The 22343-nt window shown below is 64.6% G+C and carries 18 protein-coding genes and 1 pseudogene; 13 read left to right on the forward strand and 6 right to left on the reverse strand.

What is annotated here, in order from left to right; genetic code table 11:
• Positions 1-6 precede the first annotated feature (6 nt).
• The 13 genes and pseudogenes from kduI to G4G27_RS16245 all read left to right on the forward strand — a co-directional run bounded on the left by kduI (position 7) and on the right by G4G27_RS16245 (position 16075).
• A complete protein-coding gene (gene kduI, locus G4G27_RS16190; protein WP_183109608.1) occupies positions 7-843 on the forward strand; it encodes a 5-dehydro-4-deoxy-D-glucuronate isomerase in 837 nt (278 codons plus the stop codon).
• A gap of 252 nt (positions 844-1095) precedes the next feature.
• Complete coding sequence (locus G4G27_RS16195; RefSeq protein WP_183109609.1) at positions 1096-3387, forward strand: TonB-dependent receptor; 2292 nt, start codon at positions 1096-1098, stop codon at positions 3385-3387.
• Between the two features lie 293 nt (positions 3388-3680).
• Positions 3681-4049: a YciI family protein gene (locus G4G27_RS16200; protein ID WP_183109610.1), complete on the forward strand. Its 369-nt coding sequence runs from the start codon at positions 3681-3683 to the stop codon at positions 4047-4049.
• A 31-nt stretch (positions 4050-4080) separates the two neighbouring features.
• On the forward strand, positions 4081-4734 hold the full coding sequence (locus tag G4G27_RS16205; RefSeq protein ID WP_183109611.1) for a glutathione S-transferase family protein: 654 nt from the start codon (positions 4081-4083) through the stop codon (positions 4732-4734).
• Positions 4735-4827: 93 nt separating this feature from the next.
• The gene (locus tag G4G27_RS16210; protein ID WP_244624367.1) at positions 4828-6117 is read left to right on the forward strand and encodes an RNA polymerase sigma factor; all 1290 of its coding nucleotides are present in this window, start codon (positions 4828-4830) and stop codon (positions 6115-6117) included.
• 208 nt (positions 6118-6325) lie between these two features.
• Positions 6326-8263, forward strand: a pseudogene (locus G4G27_RS16215) (TonB-dependent receptor); the annotation flags it as partial.
• A 79-nt stretch (positions 8264-8342) separates the two neighbouring features.
• Positions 8343-9149 carry a TonB-dependent receptor gene (locus tag G4G27_RS24335; protein ID WP_267134670.1) on the forward strand — a complete coding sequence of 269 codons (807 nt, stop codon included), beginning with the start codon at positions 8343-8345 and terminating at the stop codon, positions 9147-9149.
• 2 nt (positions 9150-9151) lie between these two features.
• A complete protein-coding gene (locus G4G27_RS16220; RefSeq protein ID WP_183109613.1) occupies positions 9152-10711 on the forward strand; it encodes an MmgE/PrpD family protein in 1560 nt (519 codons plus the stop codon).
• Positions 10712-10713: 2 nt separating this feature from the next.
• A complete protein-coding gene (locus G4G27_RS16225) occupies positions 10714-11637 on the forward strand; it encodes a hypothetical protein (RefSeq protein ID WP_183109614.1) in 924 nt (307 codons plus the stop codon).
• 37 nt (positions 11638-11674) lie between these two features.
• Positions 11675-13135: a carotenoid oxygenase family protein gene (locus G4G27_RS16230; RefSeq protein ID WP_183109615.1), complete on the forward strand. Its 1461-nt coding sequence runs from the start codon at positions 11675-11677 to the stop codon at positions 13133-13135.
• Positions 13132-14433, forward strand: coding sequence for an MFS transporter (locus tag G4G27_RS16235; RefSeq protein WP_183109616.1), 1302 nt, complete (start codon positions 13132-13134; stop codon positions 14431-14433). The genes G4G27_RS16230 and G4G27_RS16235 overlap by 4 nt, the downstream gene beginning before the upstream one ends.
• Positions 14430-15281: a hypothetical protein gene (locus G4G27_RS16240; protein ID WP_183109617.1), complete on the forward strand. Its 852-nt coding sequence runs from the start codon at positions 14430-14432 to the stop codon at positions 15279-15281. The genes G4G27_RS16235 and G4G27_RS16240 overlap by 4 nt, the downstream gene beginning before the upstream one ends.
• Positions 15282-15298: 17 nt before the next feature.
• Positions 15299-16075, forward strand: coding sequence for an alpha/beta hydrolase (locus tag G4G27_RS16245; RefSeq protein WP_183109618.1), 777 nt, complete (start codon positions 15299-15301; stop codon positions 16073-16075).
• 1 nt (position 16076) lies between these two features.
• On the opposite strand, the gene G4G27_RS16250 is transcribed toward G4G27_RS16245, so the two are convergent.
• The 6 genes from G4G27_RS16250 to G4G27_RS16275 all read right to left on the reverse strand — a co-directional run bounded on the left by G4G27_RS16250 (position 16077) and on the right by G4G27_RS16275 (position 22320).
• Positions 16077-16373: a MarR family transcriptional regulator gene (locus tag G4G27_RS16250; RefSeq protein WP_183109619.1), complete on the reverse strand. Its 297-nt coding sequence runs from the start codon at positions 16371-16373 to the stop codon at positions 16077-16079.
• A gap of 376 nt (positions 16374-16749) precedes the next feature.
• Positions 16750-17097, reverse strand: coding sequence for a RidA family protein (locus tag G4G27_RS16255; RefSeq protein WP_183109620.1), 348 nt, complete (start codon positions 17095-17097; stop codon positions 16750-16752).
• Positions 17098-17214: 117 nt separating this feature from the next.
• Complete coding sequence (locus G4G27_RS16260) at positions 17215-18807, reverse strand: hypothetical protein (RefSeq protein WP_183109621.1); 1593 nt, start codon at positions 18805-18807, stop codon at positions 17215-17217.
• A gap of 1 nt (position 18808) precedes the next feature.
• Positions 18809-19768 carry a hypothetical protein gene (locus G4G27_RS16265; RefSeq protein WP_183109622.1) on the reverse strand — a complete coding sequence of 320 codons (960 nt, stop codon included), beginning with the start codon at positions 19766-19768 and terminating at the stop codon, positions 18809-18811.
• On the reverse strand, positions 19765-20988 hold the full coding sequence (locus G4G27_RS16270) for a hypothetical protein (RefSeq protein WP_183109623.1): 1224 nt from the start codon (positions 20986-20988) through the stop codon (positions 19765-19767). The genes G4G27_RS16265 and G4G27_RS16270 overlap by 4 nt, the downstream gene beginning before the upstream one ends.
• A 3-nt stretch (positions 20989-20991) precedes the next feature.
• The gene (locus G4G27_RS16275) at positions 20992-22320 is read right to left on the reverse strand and encodes a hypothetical protein (protein WP_183109624.1); all 1329 of its coding nucleotides are present in this window, start codon (positions 22318-22320) and stop codon (positions 20992-20994) included.
• Between the last annotated feature and the right edge of the window lie 23 nt (positions 22321-22343).

Below are 22343 nucleotides of genomic sequence, written 5' to 3' on the forward strand. Positions count from 1 at the left end.
AATTCGGTGTTTCAAAAGACCTATTATGCCACCCATCCGGACATGATGGCGGGTGCCAGCAATGAAGACCTGCGTGACCGCTATCTCGTGAGCGGCCTGTTCCGGCCGGGCGAAATCATTCTCAACTATTCGCACGGAGAGCGTTTCATCATCGGTGGTGCCGTGCCCGCGGATGGTCCGCTTGCGCTGCCCGTGCGTTCCGAGCCGCCCAGCGACGCCGGGCGTCCGCTGCTCGAGCGGCGCGAGATGAGCGTGGTCAATATCGGATCGAGCGCAGGCACGGTGACCGTGGACGGGCAGGCGTTCGAACTCGCGCCGCGCGAGGCGCTCTATATCCCGATGAACGCGGCCGATGTGACGTTTGCCGGTGACGGTGCACGCTTCTACTTGCTGAGCGTCCCCGCGCACCGCGCGCTTACGCTGCACAAGCTGGCGCTTTCCGATGTGGTGCCGATGGAGCGCGGCAGCCTGGAGACTGCGAACGAGCGCAGCATCTATCAGTTGATCCTGCCGCACACTTGCGCCAGCGCTTCGCTGTGCCTGGGCATGACGATCCTCAAGCCCGGCAGCGTATGGAACACCATGCCGCCGCACGTCCATGAACGGCGCTCCGAAATCTATCTCTATTTCGATTTGCCGGAGGACGACCGGGTGTTCCACTATATGGGTGAGCCTGACGCGCTGCGGCATATCGTCATGGCGAACGAGGAGGTCGTGATCTCGCCGCCCTGGTCGGTTCATATGGGCGCCGGGACGCGCGCCTATAGTTTTATCTGGGCGATGGCGGGAGAGAATCTCGATTATAACGACATGAACGTGGTGGACATTTGTCAGTTGAGCTGACGCACCACGATTGCCATTTGTGCTATAACATCGGGTTTCCGGCCCGGTTCAGGTTGCGGCGCTTTCCTGTGCAGATATTGGCGGCAAGCACGGAAAGACGCGCTCCGCGAGCGATATCCGGCATGAGCGCCGCGCCGCTCTGATCTCTCGCTCTAAAGTTATCATACAACTATTGCATCATGCGGCCTTGCGGGTTACAGCGCTGCACGAAGTCAAAAGACTCAACATTCATCGCGGGAGGGGAAGGAACCCATGAAATTGCTCAACACCACGGCAGTGGCGCGCGCGCTGCTCGCCACCGGTCTCGTATTCGCGGGCGGGGGCCAGGCTCTTGCGCAGGACGCGTCTTCCAATCAGGCCCCATCTTCCGAACAGGCTGGACCTTCCACAACCGACCAGAGCATCGCCACGGGCGAAGATATCGTGGTCACCGCGCAGAAGCGTGAGGAACGCGTCCAGGACATCCCCCTCGCCGTGCAGGTCATCAGCGGCCAGACGCTGGAGGCGCAGGGAATCCGGGAATTCTCCGAACTGACCCGCGCCGCGCCCTCGCTGCTCGTCCGGTCGGCCGAACATCCGGTGAACGCGTCGGTATCGATCCGTGGTATCGGCACCTTCGCCTTCTCGCCCAGTGTCGAACCGAGCGTCGCGGTCCAGATCGACGACGTCCCGGTGCAGTTTCTTGCGCGTGCCTTCGCTGACCTTTCGGACATCGAACGGATCGAGGTTCTTCGCGGACCGCAGAGCACGCTCTACGGGCGCGCCGCATCGGCGGGCCTGCTGAATATCGTGACGCAGGGGCCGACCTCCGAGTTGAGCGGCCGGATCAGCGGCCTGGCCACGACGGATAGCGAATACGGACTCAGCGGTTCCTTGTCGGGACCGATCTCGCCGACGCTGGGCTTCCGCGTCAGCGCGAACTACGACAATTTCAAGGGCAATGTCCGCAACCTGTTCAACGGCGACAAGGTCAACGGACGCGAGATTCTCTCGCTCCGTGGCAAGCTGGTGTGGGATCCGACCGATACGCTGAGCTTCACGGCGCAGGTCGGCTATATCGACGGCCACACCACGATCGGACGCCCGTTCATTCGCGTTTCGCCGGCGGCCCGGCTCCGCGGCGTTCCTGCCTATGATGCTTCGGTATTCGCCCCCGGTGTGACGTTCGGCGAGGACAATACCGACGTCGTCAACAACGTCACGTCGGGCACGGATTATACCGACTTCAGCCAGTCGCTGCGCGGCTCGCTCGATCTTGGTTTCGCCTCGCTCGTGTCGATCACGGCGTGGGACCATTTCAAGCAGTTCGATATTCTCGACCAGGATGAGTCGGCGATCGCCGCCCTCGACAACACCCAGGCCGGCACCTTCAACGTGCATTCCTTTTCACAGGAACTGCGACTGGTGTCGCCGGGCACTCAGCCGTTCCGCTATACTTTCGGCCTGTTCTATTCGAACCTTGATGTGACGCGCGATTTCAAACGCGGTCCCTTCTTCTCGGTCGCGGACTGGTACGCCACCAACGGCAACAAGCAATACGCCGCTTTCGGTCAGCTCGAATATGACATCATCGAGGGCACCACGCTCATCGGCGGTGCACGTGTCGGCCGCAACAAGATCTATGTGACTTTCCAGGAGCGGACGGGTCTCCGACCTTATTTCGCGGGCGACAATCCGGAAACATATGAAACCTACAAGCTCGGCATCCAGCAGAAATTCACGCCCGACATCATGGCGTTCTTCACTTACGCTACGGGTCACAAGGGCGAAGCCTATGACGTCGGGACCGGGTTCAACGCGGGGCGGCTGGATCCGGTCCGTCCCGAAACCTCCAAGGATTGGCAGCTCGGCATCAAGACACAGTTCGCCGACCGCCGGGTGACGCTGAACGCGACGCTGTTCAACACGACGTTCGACGATTTCCAGGCGCAAGGTATCGAGACGATTGAAAGCCCCACTGGAAGCACCACCAATTTCCGCCTGACGAACGTCGGCAAGCTGCGCACACGGGGCGTCGAGATCGAAGGCTCGGTGCGCGCTGGCGACGATCTGAATTTTTCGGGCGGCGTTACCTATACCGATGCGAAGATCCTCTCCTTCCCCTTTGCGCAATGCTATCCGGGGCAATCCCTCGCTCAGGGTTGCGTCGGCAGCCCGGCTCGACAGAATCTCGCGGGCTACCGCCCCGCACAGGCACCGGAATGGAAGCTTTCGCTCAGCGGCGACTATACGCCGCCGCTCACCTCCTCGCTGGACGGCGTCGTGCAGGCTGCCTTTAACTATCAGAGCAAATTCAACTTCGGGATCAACAACGATCCCGAGACGATCCAGAAGGGTTATGGCATCCTGAACCTGTCGCTCGGCGTGCGCGAGCATGACAAAAAATGGGAGGTCGTGGCGTTCGTGAACAATGCCTTCGACAAGCAGTATTTCTTCAATATGAATAACTCATATGGAAACCAGGGCAACGCCCAGGCCATCCAGAGCAATCTGCCGCGTGATTTTCGGCGCTATGGCGGGATTCGTTTGTCCGCCAAGTTCTAACGATATCCCCACTATTCGACGGGCGCGCCGGCAACGGCGCGCCCGTTTGTATTTGTAGAGAAGCGAGTTCTATTTGTTCTCGAGGCGCCGGCCGGCGCGGCTGGTTCGGGGAGAGATATCGTGCCGGATAATCATCGCCGCACGGAGCAGCTGAATTTCGAACCTGTCCACGATCGCCCTGGATCGACGACGCCAAACCAAAAAATATTTGCAGGGCCGTGTCGATTCTCGAACACCCCGTTCGTCGTTCCGATGTCAGGCCGATGATGCCGGCGCAAAAAAGGAGACAGACAATGCGTGTGATTGTGTTCGTGAAGGCAACCGAGGACAGCGAAAAAGGCTTTTTCCCCACACCCGAGACGAACGAGATGATGGAGGCGATGGGCAAATATAATGATGAGCTGGTCAATGCCGGCATCATGCTTGCCGCCGATGGTCTCAAACCATCCTCGGATGGCAAGCGGATCGCGTTCGATGGTCCCGGCCGGACGGTCATCGACGGGCCTTTCGCCGAAACCCGCGAGCTGGTCGCGGGCTTCTGGCTCTGGGAAGTCAAGGACATGGACGAAGCGGTCGCCTGGGTGAAACGCTGCCCCAATCCGATGCCGGGACCGAGCGAGATCGAAATCCGGCCGCTGTACGAAATGGCCGATTTGCAATGAGATCCGTGACCAACCAGTCGGAGTTTCAATCATGACCATCACCATCACCGCCTTTGAGCGGTCCCCCGATCGCGGCAAGGGACTGGCGCGCGACATGCGGGTGCGCTGGGCACTCGAAGAAGTGGGTCAGCCCTATGACGTTCGCCTCGTGTCGTTCGCCGAAATGAAGGAACCCGCGCACCGCGCGCTCCATCCGTTCGGGCAGATCCCGACCTATGAGGAAGGCGATCTCGCCTTGTTCGAATCCGGGGCGATCATCTTCCACCTCGCGGAGCGCCATGCCGGCCTGCTGCCCGACGATGCGAACGGCCGGGCGCGCGCGATCGCCTGGATGTTCGCTGCGCTCAACACGGTCGAGCCACCAATCTTCGACTGCAGCCTTGTGCAGATTTTCGAGCGCGACGAGCCCTGGTACGAGAAGCGTCTGCGCGCGATCGACGAGAGCATCCGGAAACGGCTCGCCGACCTGTCGCGCCGCCTTGGCGACGCCGACTGGCTCGATGGTGCGTTCAGCGCCGGCGACTTGCTGATGATAACGGTGCTGCTCAGGTTGAAGGCATCATCGAATATCCTGGACGACTATCCGAACCTCGCCGCCTATGTCGCGCGCGGCGAAGCGCGGCCCGCTTACCAGCGTGCTTTCGACGCTCAATTGGCGGTTTTCAACGCCGCATCGACCGGCTGATCGGGGCGCCCGCCCCCTTCCCCGACCGTCGCTGAAGGTGGAGACTAAGATCGGCGGCTGCTTGCCTCGCTCATGGCTTTGGCCGACAAGGCTGTGACGGGCAGCACGGGGGCAGGCGAGACGCATCAGGCGATCGAAGCGGTTTTTCGGATCGAACGCGCCAGGCTCATCGCGGGCCTGGCGCGCTTCTCGGGCAATATGGATCTGGCCGAGGAGATGGCCCAGGACGCCCTGGTCATCGCCCTGTCCGAATGGCCCAGGACCGGGGTTCCGGCCAGACCCGGCGCCTGGCTGACGACCGCCGCCAAACGCCGCGCCATCGATATGATCCGTCGCGACAAGATGCGCGAACGCAAGCATGAGGAAATCGCGCGGGAATTGGATGGGCGGGAATTGGACGGCCCGGAATTGGACGGCGAAGTCGGCGTTCCGGATGTTGCGGGTCCGGACGAGGATTCTGGCGACGAGCTGCTGGGCCTTATCTTCGCGGCCTGTCATCCGATATTGTCAGCCGACGCGCGCGCCGCGCTTACGCTGCGGGTGGTCGGCGGCCTGACGACGGACGAGATCGCGCGCGCTTTCCTGTCGAGCGAGGTGACGATCGCCCAGCGCATCGTCCGCGCGAAGAAGACCATCGCCAAGGCCGGCGTGAGCTTCGAGGTGCCGCGCGGCCCCGAGCGTGCGGCGCGGCTCTCCTCGGTTCTGGAGGTCATCTACCTGATCTTCAATGAAGGCTATGCCGCGACGACGGGCGACGATCTGGTCCGGCCGAGCCTGTGCCGGGAGGCGCAGCGCCTGGGCCGCATGCTGGCGGCGCTTAGCCCGGAGGATCAAGAGGTCTTCGGCCTGCTCGCCCTGATGGAAATCCAGGCGTCGCGCCTGGCGGCGCGCATCGGGCCGGACGGTGGCTTCGTACCGCTAACCGAGCAGAATCGTACACGCTGGGACCAATTGCTGATCCGCCGCGGCCTTGATGCGCTGGCCCGCGCCGAAGCCCTGGGGGGCGATGCCCCCTATGCGCTGCAAGCCGCGCTTGCGGCCTGCCATGCACGCGCGCGAAAGGCGGCCGATACCGACTGGCCCCGCATCGCAGCGCTTTATGATCGACTGCGCGCCGTGATGCCCTCGCCGGTGGTCGATCTTAATCGAGCGATCGCCCATAGCATGGCGTTCGGGCCGGAAGCGGGCCTGAAGCTGATCGACGAGATTGCCGACGCCGATGCGTTGCGCAACTATGCGCCATTGCCGGCGGCACGCGGCGATTTCCTGTTTCGGGCCGGCCGGCCGGCCGAGGCCCGTCCCGAATTCGAGGCCGCGGCCAGACTCACCCGCAATTCGCGGGAAGCGGCTTTTCTCCTCGCCCGTGCGGACGCTTGTAACTAACCGGCATCGATCTCCGAAGCGCCGCTCGGCAGCAGTTCCGCCTTTCCCATATCTGCCCGATCTCGATGATGATCCCCCGTGATCATCGCCGGGATTGACAGAAGTTCATCACCAGAATAGTTCTGACTACAGAACATAATTCGGCGTCAGCTGAATGAGCAGGAGATGATGGATGATCGGGGAAAACTCCTTCGCACGCAGACACAGGATGCTTGTCGCCGCGAGTGCCAGCATCGTCGCACTCATACTGTCGAGCGATTTGGCCAATGCGCAGGCGGCACAGCCCGCGCCGGTCGGCGAGCAGGCGGAACAGGTCCCCGAGCAAGCCGCATCGGTTGCTCCTCAGGCAGCCCCGGCCGGCGACGATGATATCGTCGTCACGGTTTCGCGAACGGGCATCTCGGGTGCGAAAGCACCTACGCCAACCACGGTGGTTGGTGCCGCCGCACTCGACCAGCGGCAGGTTACCAACGTCGCCCAGATCCTGAACGAAGTGCCGGCCTTCCGCGCCACGACCTCGCCCGCGGCCAACGCCATTCGCACCCAGACGCCGGGAGCCTCCACCGCCGATCTGCGCGGCCTGGGTGCCGCCCGGACGCTGGTACTCGTCAACGGCGCGCGCATCCCGCCGCTGGCGCCGGCAAGCAACGGGACGGGCACGATCCCCGCCGCACCCGACCTCAACAATATTCCGACCTTGCTGGTGCAGCGGGTCGAAGTCGTCACCGGCGGCGCCTCCGCGCAATGGGGCTCGGACGCAGTCGCCGGCGTGGTCAACATCATCCTGAAAAACCAATTCAAGGGTTTCGAGCTGCGCGGCCAGGCGGGGATCAGCTCGCGCGGCGACGCCGGTCAGTACCGGATCGGCGGGATCGGCGGCTTTGGCCTGGGTGAAAGCGGCCATGTCGTGTTCGGCATGGATTACGTAAAGAGCGAGCAGGTCGGCGACGTCTACACGCGCGACTGGGGTTTCAACGAATATGGCCGCGTCGCCAATGCCAACTTCGCCACCAATGGCCAACCAGCCAACATCATCGCGAACAATGTCCATGTGGCGACGTCGCCCGGCGGGCTCATCACCGGTCCCGCGGGCTTCTCACTGCGCAACTATGAATTCACCTCGGCGACGACGGTTGCGCCGTTCGACCTGGGCGGCATCCGCAACGCGACGCTGCAGATCGGCGGCCAGGGCCAGTCGCTTGCGCGCGGCGTGTCGCTGGCGCCCAGTGTCGAGCGGCTCAATCCCTATCTGCGCGCCGAATATGAATTCGGCGACGCCATCACCGTCTATGCCGAGGGGTCCTATGCGGTAACGCTCGCCAATTTGGCGACGCTGCCGCCGCGCGACTCCGCGATCACGATCCAGCGGCAAAATCCCTATATCCCCGCGACGGTGCTGGCGGCGCTCGGCCCCGCGCCGAGCTTCACCATGTCGCGCGTCAGCTACGATTTGGGCAACGCGCTGGTGAAGGTCACCAGCCGTACGCCCTATGCCAAGGTCGGCGCGCTCGGCTCGCTCGGCGGCAGCTGGAAATGGAACGCGCATGCCAGCTGGGGCAAGAACCTCTATCGCAACGAAGTCTCCAACAACCGCAACCTCGCAAACTTCCGCTTCGCCACCGATGCGGTGCTGAACGGCGGACAGATCGTCTGCCGCGCGACGGTGCCCGGCGCGACGTTCAATGCCGCGGCGGCCGGCTGTGTGCCGATCAACCTGTTCGGCGACGGATCGCCCTCCGCAGCGGCGCTCGCCTATGTCAGGGGCCAGTCCCGCATCGCGTCGGTGTACGAGCAGAAGACCGCCGCCCTCAACATCAATGGCGAGCCGTTTGCGACCTGGGCAGGGCCCGTCGCGATCGCGGTGGGCGCCGAATATCGTGACGAGAACCAGCGCGTCACGGCCGACCCGATCGCCGCCGCGGGTGGCTTCGAGACGTCGAACGCAGTCCCCTTCAACGGCGGCTTCAACGTCAAGGAAGCCTATCTCGAGGCCGTGGTCCCGCTGGCACGGGACGTGACGCTCCTGAAGTCGCTCGACCTGAACGGTGCTGTCCGCGTGGCGGATTACAGCACCGCCGGTACGCAAACGACGTGGAAAATCGGCGGGACGTGGGAACCGTTCGACGGCCTGCGTTTCCGCGCCAGCCGATCGCGTGACATCCGTGCGCCCGCAATCTTCGAACTGTTCAGCAACGGCGCCGCGACCAACCTGCCGGTGACGGTCAATGGCATCGGTGAGCATCCCGCAAAACTCCACCATCGGCAACGCGGCGCTCAATCCCGAACGGGCCGATACGACGACGTTCGGCGTCGTGCTCGAACCGCGCTTCATCCCTGGCCTGACGATCAGCGTCGATTATTTCGACATCAACGTGCAGGACGCGATCACCACGGTCGCGGCGGCGACGGCGGGGCCGCTGTGCAGCCTGGGCCAGGCGTATTTCTGTTCGCTGTTCACCTTTTCGGGCAACACGCCGACCGCGTTCCGGTCGAACTATATCAACGCCGCGACCGTCCGTCCCAAGGGCATCGACATCGCCGGCAATTACCGCCTGCCGCTCAACCGGCTGAACGGCGGCTGGCAGGGCAGCCTGACGCTGGCGTTCACCGGCACCTATAACATCAGCTATGACAGCAACCTGGGCAATGGTTCGTCGACGATCGACTATGCCGGCGACAACAGCAACGTCGGGGTCGTCAAATTTCGCTCGAACACGTCGTTGACCTATGCATCGGGCGGTTTCGCGGCAACCGGACAAGTCACCACGCTGTCGGGCGGCGCGATCGACAAGACGGCGAACCTCAGCCGATCGACCTCGATCAACACCAACCGCGTACCGGCCGTCGCCTATGTCAATTTGCAGTTCAGTCAGGAGATCGACGATCACTTCCGTCTCTTCGGCGGGGTCAACAACCTGCTCGACAAGGATCCGCCCGCCTTGCCCTCGGCGACGCTCTTCACCCTGACGAACGGCGCCTATTACGACACCATCGGTCGAACCTTTACGGTCGGCGCCAGCGTGAAGTTCTGACCATGGATCGGCGTGCCTTTGTGACGGCGGCGGCGCTCGGCGCGGGCGCGGCAACGCTGCCGTTCCCGGCCGCGTCGCAAAATGCCGTGAACGGTGCCCCCCGTCCGTCGCCCCGTCCGCTGCGCCATCCGCGCCCGAGCGCCGCGGACGGCGGCGTCAGCGCGACGATCGCCGCGCATGTGGCGACCGCGCGGTTCGCCGATCTCGACGCGACGACGATCCGCAACGCCAAGCTGCGGCTGATCGACCTGATCGGGTGCGCAATCGGCGGCTTGCGCGGCGAAGGCAGTGCCGCGCTGGCTGCGGTCGTGTCGGGGGTCGTGGCGGGCGGCGGTGAGCGTGAGGGCGGGACGGCGAGCGTGTTCGGAACCGGGCAGCGCGCGGCGGCTCGCGACGCGGCGATGGCCAACGCCGTCCTTGCCCGCACGTTCGATTTCGAGGTGATGACCGTCGTCGTCGACGGGCTGCAGGTGCCGTCGCATCATGCGCCGACGACGGTGATGACCGCGCTGGCGCTGGCCGAACAGCACCGGGTCGATGGTCAGGCGTTCCTGACCGCGCTGGCGATCGGCGACGATCTGGCGGCGCGCACGCTGGCGGCGTCAGGCATCGATTTCAACGATGGATGGGACGGCGCGCCGCTGCATTCGACCATGGCCGCCGCCGCAATCGCCGCCCGAGTGGCCGGACTGGACGCGGTGCGCACGCGGCACGCGATCGCCCTCGCGGCCGACACCATCCACGGCACGGTGCAAAGCATCTGGGACGGTGGCAATGCATGGAAGGTCCAGCAAGGGGCCGCAGCGCGCAACGGTATTCTGGCCGCCGAACTGGCCGCGGCGGGCTGGTCCGGCATGGCCGATCCCCTGATGGCGCCGTGCGGTTTCTATGGCCAGTTCACGCCCGGCGCCGCCCGACCCGAATTGCTGACCGGGCGGCTGGGTCGCGATTGGCATGGCGAAATCTACTTCAAGCCCTGGCCCTCATGCGCGGCCAACCATCCGACAATCGAATGCGCATTGGCGCTGCGCGACCGCGAACAGCTTGCCCCCGGTGACATCGCTTCGGTGCGCCTGATGGTCGCGCCGCACATCCTGAACCTGTTCATCGCCAAGCCGCTCGAACTGGGCCCGTCCGCGCACAGCCAGGCGAATTTCAACATCTATTTCGCCTGCGCGACCGCGCTGCTGCACGGTGACCTGCGCCAGGAGCATTATAGCCCGGCCGCGCTGCGCCAGCCTGCGCTGCGCTCGCTCATCGCGCGCATAACGCTTGCCCCGCTGCCACCGGGCGCACGGGGTGTCGTGCTGGAAGTGCGGCGCACCAACGGGCAGGTCGTCACCGAAGCGCTGCCGGGCAAGCCGCGACGTTATCCGGACGTCGCCGGCTCGACCCGCGCCGAGGTGGAAGCAAAGTTCCACCAGCAAGTCGCCTTTGCCGGCAACATCGCCGCCGGGAAGGCGAACGCCATTATCGACCGCATCGACCGGGTCGAGCGCGAGCGGGACATGGCGGACTTCGCCCGACTACTCGCCGACACGATCCGCTTTCCAAGGACATGACCATGACCGACGCCGCTCCGGCCTTCACGCGTGCGCAGCTCGAGGGAGCAATCACCACCTATCTCGACGCGCTCGCCGCGCATGATCCATCGGCTTTGCCGCTGGCTGACGGGTGCCGCTTCACCGAGAACGGCGTTACCATCCCGCTGGGCGAGGCGCTGTGGGTGACGCTCGACCAGCTGGGCGACTATCGGGTCGATTATATCGACGTGGAGACCGGGCAGGCGGCGGCACACGTGTCGTTCGTCGAGAACGGGCTGGGCGGCCTGCTCGCGCTGCGCCTGAAGGTCGTCGGCGGGCTGATCGCCGAGATCGAGACGATCCTGTACCGCGGCGCACCGCTTGCGCTGGCCATGCCGCCGGTCGATCCGATCTGGTTCGAGGTCGAGGCGCAGGGCACGCGGCTCGACCGCGCCGCGCTCGCGCTTGAGACAGAGAATTATCTGCGCGCCGTCTCGACCAGCGACGGCACCAAGGTGAAGTTCAATTCGAAATCCGCGCTGCGCCTGGAAAACGGGTCGCTGATGGCGATCGGTCCGAACGACCATTGGCCGCATCCGCTAAAGCCGATCGAGGATGAGGACAGCTGGTTCTATGCGGTGCGATCGACGCTCGGGATGCCGCCGGGCGAGCAGCTGAGCACGGGCATTTATTCCTTCATCACCAGTTACGACAATGCACGCTTTCCGTTGATCGACGTCGAACGCCAGGTGGTGTTCGGCGTGTGGAATTTCCGTCGCCGCGGCGATGTGAAGGGCGCGACACTGAACGGCAAATATTACCCCCATATGGAACGCACCCAATTCCCCAACGAGAATTTGCTGGGTCAGGCGTTCAAGTATCGGGATGGCGGCATCACCCGCGTGCAGGGCGTGTTCCTGAATGCCAATGTCTACCGCGCCGGCACCGGCTGGGACGCGCGCTGATTTCTCCCCGTCCCCCAGCTAGATCGAGCCCATTCAAATGTCGCAGATGAGTGATTTCTTCGCGCCCCAGGCGTTCGAGGCCGACGTGATCGACTGCCCGGTCGAGGGAATTCTGCCCGCGGGACTAAGCGGTGCGTTCGTGCGCGTCGGCGGGGACTGGGCCTTTCCGCCCAAGCATGCCGACGATTCCGTGTTCAACCAGGACGGCTATATCAGCCGCTTCCGCTTCAAGAATGGCCGGGTCGATTATCGCGGGCGCTGGATTGACACCGAGCGGCTGCGCAACAATCGCGCCGCCGGGCGCCAGCTCTATGGCTATTACCGCAACCCCTATGATTGCGATCCGATGGTGGCGAATGTCGAACAGCCATGGCGCAACACCGTCGCGAACACGAGTGTGGAGGCGCATGCCGGTCGGCTCTTCGCGCTTAAGGAAGATGCGCACCCGATCGAGATCGATCCGATCACGCTGGAGACGCGCGGCTTTCACGATTTCGGCGGCGCCTATGCCAGCCAGACCTTCACCGCGCACCCGAAGATCGACCCTGTCACCGGCGAGATGCTGACCTTCGGGTACGAGGCGACCGGCCTCGCCAGCGACGACCTGTTCTTCTACTGCATCGACAAGGCGGGCCACGTGACTCGCGAGACGCGGTTGAAGATGCCCTATGTCAGCATGGTCCATGACTGGGCGATCACCGAACGCCACGTCATCTTTCCGGTGTTCGGCTATGTCACGGATATCGAGCGGCTGCGCGCGGGCAAGATCCACTGGACGTGGGATTCGGATGCGCCGACCTATTTCGGGATCTTGCCGCGTGATGGCGACGCTCGCGACTTGCGCTGGTTCAAGGGACCGACGCGCGCGGTGGTCCACACGTTCAACGCCTATACGGTGGGCGACAAGGTGATACTGGAAGCGCCGATGTTCGAATCCAATCCGTTCCCCTTCTTTCCCTTCGCCGACGGATCGAAATGGGATCCCGTGAAGAGCCGCTCATTCATTCGCCGACTGACGTTCGACTTGGGGTCGAAGGATGACGGCTTTGTCGAGGAAATCGTCTTTCCCGATATCCCGGTGGTCGATCTCGGCCGCGTGGACGAACGCTTTCTCGGCCGCAAGACACGCTATGCCTACACGTCGTTCAACGACGAGACGAAACCGCTCGATCGTGCTCAGCTGGGTACGGGGGTGAAGCGCATCACCAATAGCTATGGGGTGTTCGACATGCAGGATCGGACGATGCGCTCGTTCTTCGCCGGGCCGACGCACGCCTTGCAGGAAGTGACCTTCGTGCCACGCCATGCCGGCGCGGCGGAAGGCGATGGGTGGCTGATCGGTACCGCCAGCAACTATGCCGAGATGCGTACCGAATTGATCGTCGCGGATGCGCAGCACCCCGAGGACGGGGCGGTCGCGCGAGTGATCCTGCCGTTCCGCTCCAACGTGCAGGTCCATGGCCGCTGGTATCACGACAACCAGCTGGATTTCGGATGAGCACCGTGAACGGCTCGCCCACCCTGCCCGACGACGCCACCGAACGGTCCTGGACGCCGATCTCGGTCTACACCCTTGCGATCGTGACGATCATCTATGCGCTCAACTTCCTCGACCGCACGATCCTCAGCATCGTCCTGCCGCTGATCAAGCAGGACCTGCATCTGTCGGACACGATGCTGGGCCTGATCACCGGCTTCGCCTTTGTGCTGCTCTATTCGGGGCTTGCGGTGCCGATCGCGCGGCTGGCGGATCGATCCAACCGTCGCAACATCCTGGCCGCCGGCTGCGCGGCGTGGAGCGCAATGACGGTCGCGACCGGCATGGTGACCAGCGTGGCACAGCTCGCGCTTTCGCGATTCCTGATGGGCGCAGGAGAGGCAGCGGGGATCGCGCCCAGCGCTGCGCTGCTCTCCGACCGTTTCAGCGCGCGCAGCCGCCCGCTCGCGTTGTCGATCATGACCGCCGGGTCGGGCATCGCGGCTCTGTTCATGCTGCCGATCGCCGGGATCATCGCGCAGCATCATGGCTGGCGAGTCACCTATTTCGTCGCCGGCGGGATCGGCATCGTCATGGCCGCGATATTGTGGTTGACCGTGCCTGAACCCGCACGTCGCGGCGGCCCCGCCCCGAAGCTGCCTTTCCGCGACGTCTGGGCCAAGCTGCGGACGCGGCGCAGCTATCCCTGGATCTGTGTCGCGGGCGCGCTGCTGGCGATCAACGCCTATGCGGTGCTGACCTGGACGCCGACCTTTCTGATGCGCGTGCACGGCTTCGGCCCGGCCGAGGCCGGCGCCAGCTTCGGACCGATCAAGGGCTTCGCCAACATCGTCGGCGTAATCTTCGGCGGCGCGATCACCGCGTGGGCGGCGCGGCGCAACCCGCGCTGGCTGTTGCTGGTGCCGGCGATCGGGGCCGCAATAGCGATGCCGGCCGAATTGGTCTTCCTGCTGTCGGACGATCTGCCGGTCGCCTTTACCGGGCTGGCGATCGCATCGTTCGCCGGCGTGATCCATTTCGGCCCGACCTATGCGGCACTCGCCGCGATCGTGCCGACGCATATGCGCGCGACGACAACCGCGCTGTTCCTGTTCTGCGTCAACATGGTCGGGCAGATCGTCGGTCCGCTCGCGATCGGCTGGCTGAACGATCGCTGGGCAGGCACGTACGGCGCCGACGCGATCCGCTATTCGATGGTTCTGGGCGGCATTTGCGCGTTCGTCGCGGCGATCATCCTGATATTCGCTTCCAGCCGGCTGGTGGCGGACCTGCGCGACATGGAAGAGGAAGCGGCATGATCGACACCAAGGGCCTGCACCGCATCGCCGACGCCTATCGCGCGGCCTATGTCGCACATGATCCGACGCTCGCCCCGATCGCGACTCATGTCCGCTTCAGCGAGAACAATGTCGCACTGCCGTTTCCGGACGGCAGCTGGGACAGCGTCGCGGAAGAAGTCGGCCCCGCGCTGACGCTGGTCGATGTCGTCGCGGGCACGATCGGCATCTTCACCGCCATTCGCATGCTTGACGTGCCCGGCTTTCTGGCGATCCGGCTGCGCGTGACCAATGGCGAGATCGTCGAGGCGGAGCATATCCTGTCGACCCGTCGCAACCTGTCGGGGCCGCCCACGCCGATCGGCAAGATCGAGGATTTCCGCCACGACCCCGGCCTGCTCCAGCCGGTCGAACCCGCCGAACGCATGTCGCGCGCCGCGCTGATCGGCATCGCCAATGGTTATTGGTCGACACTGGAGAACAACACCGGTGAAATCCGCGACACTGCATTCTCGCCCGACTGCGTCCGGTTCGAGAATGGCATGGCCTTCCCCGACGTCGAGAAGCTGTTCCGCCTCGGTCGCTACCGTTTCAACGAACGCGTGCGCGACCGCGATTTCGTCGTCGTCGACGAAGCGCGCGGGCTGGTGATGAGCCGTGCGTTCATCGATCATAAGGGCGTGCTCGACAATTATACGCTGACCGACGGCACGGAGATGAAGTCGATCTTCCGCGAACCGCATAGCTGGAGCGTGCTGGAGCTGTTCAAGATCAAGGCCGGCCGCATCACCGCGGTGGAGGCGACCTTCATCGCCGTTCCCTATTACATGCCCTCGCCATGGACGCCGTCGCAGCGCTGGCCGGGCTGAGCCACCGGAGACCATTAATGCACATCGTCACCAGCAGCGGCTGCCGCCTGAACGTGGTCGTTGACGGGCCCGAAGACGGCAAGCCGATCCTGTTGTCGCATTATCTGGGCGGCCGGCTGGAGACGTTCGACGGCCAGCTATCCGCGCTCGCGGGGCGCCGCGTCATCCGCTTCGATACTCGCGGCCACGGCGCGAGCGATGCGCCGCCAGGCGACTATTCGGTCGCGATGCTCGGTGCCGATGCATTGGCGATCCTTGACGCACTGGACATCACGCGTGCCGATTTCGTGGGCGTGTCCCAAGGTGGCATGACGGGGATGTGGCTCGCCGCCAATTTTCCGGAACGGATCGACCGGCTGGTATTGGCGAACACCACGGCATTCATCCCGAACAAGCCCGTCTGGGATGAGCTGGCAGCACAAGCGCGGGCCGACGGCATGGCCGACATTGCGCGCAGCACAATCACCAGCTGGCTCAGCGACGGATTTCGCGAGGCTGCGCCGGCACAGGTCGAGATGCTCATCGGCCACATGGCAACGATGGCCGCGCTCGGCTATATCGGCAACACGCGCGCGCTCCGCGACGTGGACCTGCGCGCGGACCTGGCGCGGATCGGCGCCCCAACTCTCGTGATCGGCGGTGCCGAGGATGGCCCGCGTGGCGCCTCGGTGCCGATTATCACCGCTGGCGTGAGGCACGGGCACAGCACCATATTGCCGCACGCGGCACATCTTTCGCACATCGAGAATCCGGCGGCGTTCAACGACGCCCTTGCCCAACATCTGAATTCCTGAATCAGCCGTCGCTGTAGAGCGACAACAGCTCCAGCAGCTTGGCGACATTCTCCGTGCCCATGCGCGCTTCGACCCGCGCGCGCACTTCATCATGCTTTCGGGCCAAAAGCCGGACGAATGTTTCGCCCGATTCGGTCAAACGCAAATGCTTGATCCGCCGATCCGTCTCGCTCGACGTTCGCCCGACATAGCCGCGGCTTACCAGGCCGTCGATATGGGGCACCAGGTTGTTCGGCGTAATGTGCAGCAGGCTCGACAGGGCCGATGGCGGACAGCCGGGATTGTGACGGATCGTCATCAGAATCGCATAATGTTGAGTCGTGATATCCAGCGGTGCGAACACTTCCGAAAATAGTCCGTCCGCCACGCTTACCGAGCGCCGAAGTCGAAATCCGACGGCCCTGTCCAATTCGGGTGCAAGAGTGAGATCAAAGCCAATGCCGCGACGCGGTTGTGGCCGCGTAGGCGTCGCCGGACGCCCGGGCGCGGGCGTTATGGGATCGGTCACTGAGACTGGCGCGTCCGCTCCTTTGGGCATGGTGTCGCATGTCTCAGGGCACGAATATTGTCCAGTACCCATGAAGCGGGCGGTCCGAATGGCAGCTGTGTCACGGTCCGCTTTCAAGCCTGTCGGCTGTGGAATGGTCCTGTCCCCGCAATCGGCCGGGCTCGGGTCAGGCCCGTGCAGCGACGATGATGATCTCCACCCGATAATCGGGTGTTGCCAGCCTTGCTTCGCCGGTTGCCCGGGTCGGCGCCGGCGCGCCCGCGATCCACGCGTCCCAGACCGCGTTCATCTCCGCGAAATCGGCCATGTCGGCAAGCCAGATGGTCGCGCTGAGCAAGTGATCCTTGTCGCTTCCGGTGCGCGCCAGCAACGCGTCGATCTGGGCGAGCACAGCGTGAGTCTGCCGGATCACGGACTCGCCCGGTGCCCCAACCTGACCGGCGAAGTAGATGGTGTCGCCATGAATGACCGCCTGGCTCATGCGTGGGCCGGCATCGATACGGGTAATGGTCATGAAGATATCCCTGCTTGCTGACGCACAGGCCAATAACGACTGAACGGCGGATCGCGAACATTGATTGCAATCGCCGGTGTGCCGCGCGGGACATAGCTGGCTCCGCAACAGCGCAATTCAGGTCCGTATCGCCGCCGCACCACCGCCGGCCGGAGCCGTCGCGGTGCCGGCTGTGGTCGATCCGCCGGATGCCGGCGACCCGGCGCCGGCGGGCGGGTTTGGAGCGGCGGCGCCGCCCGGTGCACCGCCCCCGACCGCTGTCCCGCCGGTAGTGGTTCCACCGCTCCCGGCGACCGGTGCGGTGCCTCCAGCGCCACCGGTCGTTGTTCCGCCCGGGGGGCTGCCTGACCCAGCACCGGTCCGGGCGGCGCCTGTAGTGGTCGAGCCGCCAGCTGCGCCACCCCCGGAGGTAGAACCGGCACCCGAGGTCGAACCGGCGCCCGCGCCGCTCCCGGCTGCCCCTCCCGCGCCCCTGCCGGTAAGCGCGCCGATCGCGGAATCGACCGCGCTCGGCGGTGGCGGCGGCGGTGTGGGCGCCAGCGCGGGCGGGCGGTTGGCCCCGCGCGCGGTGTTGGCCGCCTGATCGGCGGTGATGCGGGCGCGATCGGTTTCCGCCGCGATCGACAATTCGCGTTCGGGGTTGAGCGTATTGAGGCGGAGGCGCTCGACCGTCTGCTCTGACGCAATGCGGTCGAGCGGCACCTGATCGGTGCGGAAATGCAGCTCGACCGAGCTGTTGAGGTCGGCGGATGCGTTGGTCTGCTCGCGCGTCGCGACATCGTCGGTGCGGACATAGCCGATCGTCGTATTCACCGAAGCCGATGCGCTCCATAAACCGATGCCGCCTGATGCGCTCGCGCCCATCGTCGTCCGCGTGTCGAAGCCACTGTGCGACTGTTCCTCGGCGGCCGAACTCGCGTCGATGTGAAAGCGCATCGATGCGTTGATGCGGCCCGAATCGATCACGATGCGCTGCATGCCCATCTGCACCATGGTGGCGAGCATCTGCTGACGATTGCGCGCGAGCGACGCGCGCACGAACGGCACGAGTTCCTGCGCGCCGGTCGGCACCGCCGTGCCCGGCTCCAGGCTGAGCGCCGCACGAATGGCGTCGACACTCGGCGGCGCGCCGCGTGTCGTGAGCCGCACTGGTTCGGGCTCGTCCTCCGGGTCGGGCACGTCGCGCGGGTCGGGCGGCTCGGGTTCCTCGACCGCGAAACTCTGCGGAAATTGCTGCGCGAGCCAGCGCTTCGCCGGGTCGTCGCTGCTCCCGCCGAGCGAGGAAAATCCGTCGAGCGACTGCGAGACCCCGCGAACCAGTTCGACATATTGTTGCAGCTGCTGCTGGTTGGTTTCGACCATCGCGCGAAAAACGCCGGTGATCAGTTCGTTGACGAAGCGCGGAAAGCTGATCGCCTGCAGCATGCGGCGCGTCGTGCCCGCCATCCCCTCGACCGCCGAACCGCCATAATGTCCTGCCGCATCCATGGCGCGAGCGACCGGAGGCATTTGCGGCGCCGGGGCACTGCTCTCTTCCTCCAGCAGTTTTGCCGCATGCGCGATGCGGACCAGCGCGTTGGCGATCGTCCGCCGGTCGTCCGGCGCGACCTGTTCGAACCCCTGCGCCTGAGTCAGCGCGTCGTGAACCACCGCCCGGACATGGCCGGGCGGTTGCGCCAAAGCCGCGGTGGCGGGCGCGGTCGTCATCATGTCAGCGCCCGAGGTCGCGCCAGGCCGACCCGCCCGCATCCGGTGCCCTGCCGCCCGCCGGAGCGCGGGCGGATACAGCCGGTTGTTCGCTTTCACCGCGCACGATCGACAGCGTTTCGTCGACCCAGTCGATCGCCGCGTCGACGACGAGATCGCCGTTGGAGACCAGCGACCCACCGCCTCCCTCGATCGTATCGACATGGTCGGCCAGCCAGGCCAGCACCGCCATCCCCGCGCGCCCGCGCCGCAGATGCGTCAGCGTCGGCCGTGACGTCCGACGAAAGCGGCGATCGATCGCGGTCACCGCATCCCACATCGTTCGCGCGGCGAGCATCGCACGCACCGAAGGATGATTGAGAATCGCGATCGCCTGACCCAGCGATTGCAGGATTTCACGCGCCAGCATCTGCACCATGTCATTCGACGCCGCCGCGACGTTTTCCGCCAGACGGGCAGCGGCGGCGCGGGCACGTCCCTGGCCGCCGCCATCGACCGCCTTCATGATCGAGTCGCACAAATCGAGCAGCATTTCCTCGAAGTCGCTATTCGCGCCGCCGGCGGCATCGTCCGGCCCGGCCGGCGCCCCAAACAACCGGCCGAACAGCGCGAGGCGTTCGGCTTCGTTCGCGCGGTCGTTCCGTCCATCCCAGAATGTCTCGATCAGCGCCGCCGCTTCGCCAAGATCCCCGCCCAGCGCGCCGGTCCGCACCAGCCGCGTCAGGTCGTCGGCAGCCTGGATCAGGCCGGCCGCCTCAAGCGTCGAGGCAAGGTACAGGCTGGCGATCGCGCGGAGCTGCATCGCATCGGCGCGCTCCGCCGGAGGCAAGTCGATCTGGCCAAGCTCGGCCATCATCACGCTGTGCGCTTCGGCCGCCAGCACCAGATTTTCGGCCTCTTCGAGCGCACGGCGCAGGCCGAAGGGTGTCGCCGTCGTGAGCGACCGGGTGTCCACGCCGGTCATTGCCCCGGCGTCGCCGGCGCGGCAGGCGTCGGCGTCGCTCCGGAACGCGCCATGTTGCGCGGCGGGGTGGGCTGCGAATTGCCCTGGATCGCCCCGATCATCTCGGGCGTCGCCATCTTCTCCAGCGGCAGATAATCGGACTTGAAGTTGACCCGGACCTCGCCCTGCAGCTTGGCTGTCAGATCGAGCTTCGATTCACTCGTCTCGTCGACACCAGTGCTGACGGTCGCGACATGCGATTGTTCGTTGACGTTGACCGAGCCACCGCCAAAACCGAGGAACCCGCCGCCAAAGGCGCTGACATTCTTGTTCCTGCTGGTCTGGCGATCATAGGCCGAAGCACGATAGCCGCGCTTCGCTTCATCGGTCGCGCGCATGTCGAACTTCACCTTGGCGACGATCGAGCCGTCGGTCACGACGATACGGTTGATCCCGAGCATCACCATCGATGCCAGAAGCTGCTGCCGCGACTTGGCCATGGTCAGGCGCGCCGCATTGACCAGCGCCATCTCGGTCTCTTCTTCGGAAAGATCGGTCGCCGCTTCCCCGCTCATGCCGAGCGTCGAATGCACTTCGGCCAGAGCGGCTTCCTCATCGTCCGAGGTCACCTTCAACTTCGAATTGCCCTCATCGTCGATATCCACGTCGAGCAGATCGGGGAAGCGCTGCGCCAGATAATCGCGGCCCTGACCCATGCCGATATTCTCGGCCATATAATCTTCTGCGGTCTTCGCGACGGCGGCGACCAGCTCGCCATAGGCGCGCATCTGTTCGATCGAGGTTTCCACGATCGTCTTGAACACATTGTTGATCAGCCCGCCGACAAAGGCCGGGAAATCGACTTCCTTGACCAGGCGAACGAACTGGTCGGTACCCTGTGCCGCGGCGCCCGCAACGAAATCCTTACCGGCAAAACCGGGCGACTGGGACAGGTTCTTGCGCGTCTGTTCATTGGCGTCGGCCTGTGCTTCGGCCAGGACGGGGGCCATGACAGGGGCGGTCTGTTCGACGATGCGGTTGGGGTCGTCCATATAGGCGAGCACCTTGACCATATCGTGCGCGAGCTTGGCCTGTTCCTCGTTCGTCATCTGCGCATAAGCGGGAATCTGCGTCAGCATCGACTGCACTTTGGGGCGCACGCGGGCCAGCGCATCGGGAGACAGGCCGGTCGGCGGCTGAACCGCGACCTCGTGGCGTTCGATGACGGATGCGGCGGTCATGGCTCAGACCCTTGCCGGCGCCGGTGCGGGAGCCGGCGCGGGCGGCGGCGGCGCGGCGACCGGCGCCGGCGCAGGGCCGGGCGTATATTGCGGTTTGTTGTGATCGATCGGCTTGGAGCGCATCTGGATCGCCGCCATCATTTCGGGCGTCGCCATCTTGTCGAGCGGCATATAGTCCGATTTGAAATTGACCTCGACCGCACCCATCAGGCTCGCCTTGGCGGAGAAATTGTCGTTCTGCGTCTCGCTCGCCATGGACTGCGCGGTCATGACCGGCTTCTCAGTATATTTATACTTGCCCTTGGTGTAGTAATCGGCGTCGTAAGTGCCAGTATAACTACCCTTTCCAGCCTCATAAGAACTATTGCTCGAGCGCGAACCCTTGTCGCTCGTCTCATTCTCGGTTTCGGTTGTACCCATCTTCAACAGGTTGCCTTGCGCATCGCGCGCATAGTCGCGCGCCATCGCGGTGCGCGAAAGCTGCCGTTGGCTCGACGCGTTGAAATCATACATGATCTTCGCCGAGATCTTGCCGTTGGTCACGACGATGCGCGACAGGCCCATCAGCACCATCGTCGCGAGCAATTGCTGCCGCGACGTGGCGATCTGCCCGCGCGCCGCCTTGATCAGCGTTTCCTGCACCTCCGGATCGGACACGTCGATCGACTCGATCGGCTTGTCGGCGTGCTGGTTGAGCGTGCCGGCGACATTGGCGAGTGCCGCGTCCTGATCCACCCCGTCCTTCAGCTTGAGAACGGGTTGCGTGCCCCCGGTAAAAGTGTCGGGCCCGACGTCGAACACATCCGGAAACGCCTCGCAGAGTTGATCCTTACCGTCGTCCGACGTCGTATTGTCGTCGCGGAACTGGTTGAGCGACTTCGAGACGTCGGAGACCATCTTCGAATACGCCTCCATCTGCTGGATGTTCGACGTCACGATCGAGTTGAATACGCCATCGATCAGCCCCGAAACGAATTCGACGAAATTGACCTGCCTCATGAACTCGCCGGCGATCGCCGCGCCTTCGCGCGCGGCCCCGGCGGTGAAGGGATCGTTGCCGATCGCATCGACCGCTGCCTGGTCCGATTCATACTGGTCGACCCCGCCCGCCATTGCCTGAGACGATACGGAAGAGGTGCCCGGCGCAGCCTGGCCGACCAATGCGTCGGCGATCCGCGCGGTGTCGCGCGCAACCTGCATCTGCTGGCTCGACGGCAGCTGATGAAAGGCCGGCGTCGCGGCGAGCAGTTCCTGCACCTTGGCGCGAACCTCCGGGCGCGGTGGCGGCTCGACACCAATGTCGTCGAGCGGGATGCGAGCGGCTGCGTTCATGACATGGATCCTCGGACAATCAG

The organism is Sphingomonas sp. So64.6b, from assembly GCF_014171475.1.
GTDB classification, from domain to species: Bacteria; Pseudomonadota; Alphaproteobacteria; order Sphingomonadales; family Sphingomonadaceae; genus Sphingomonas; species Sphingomonas alpina_A.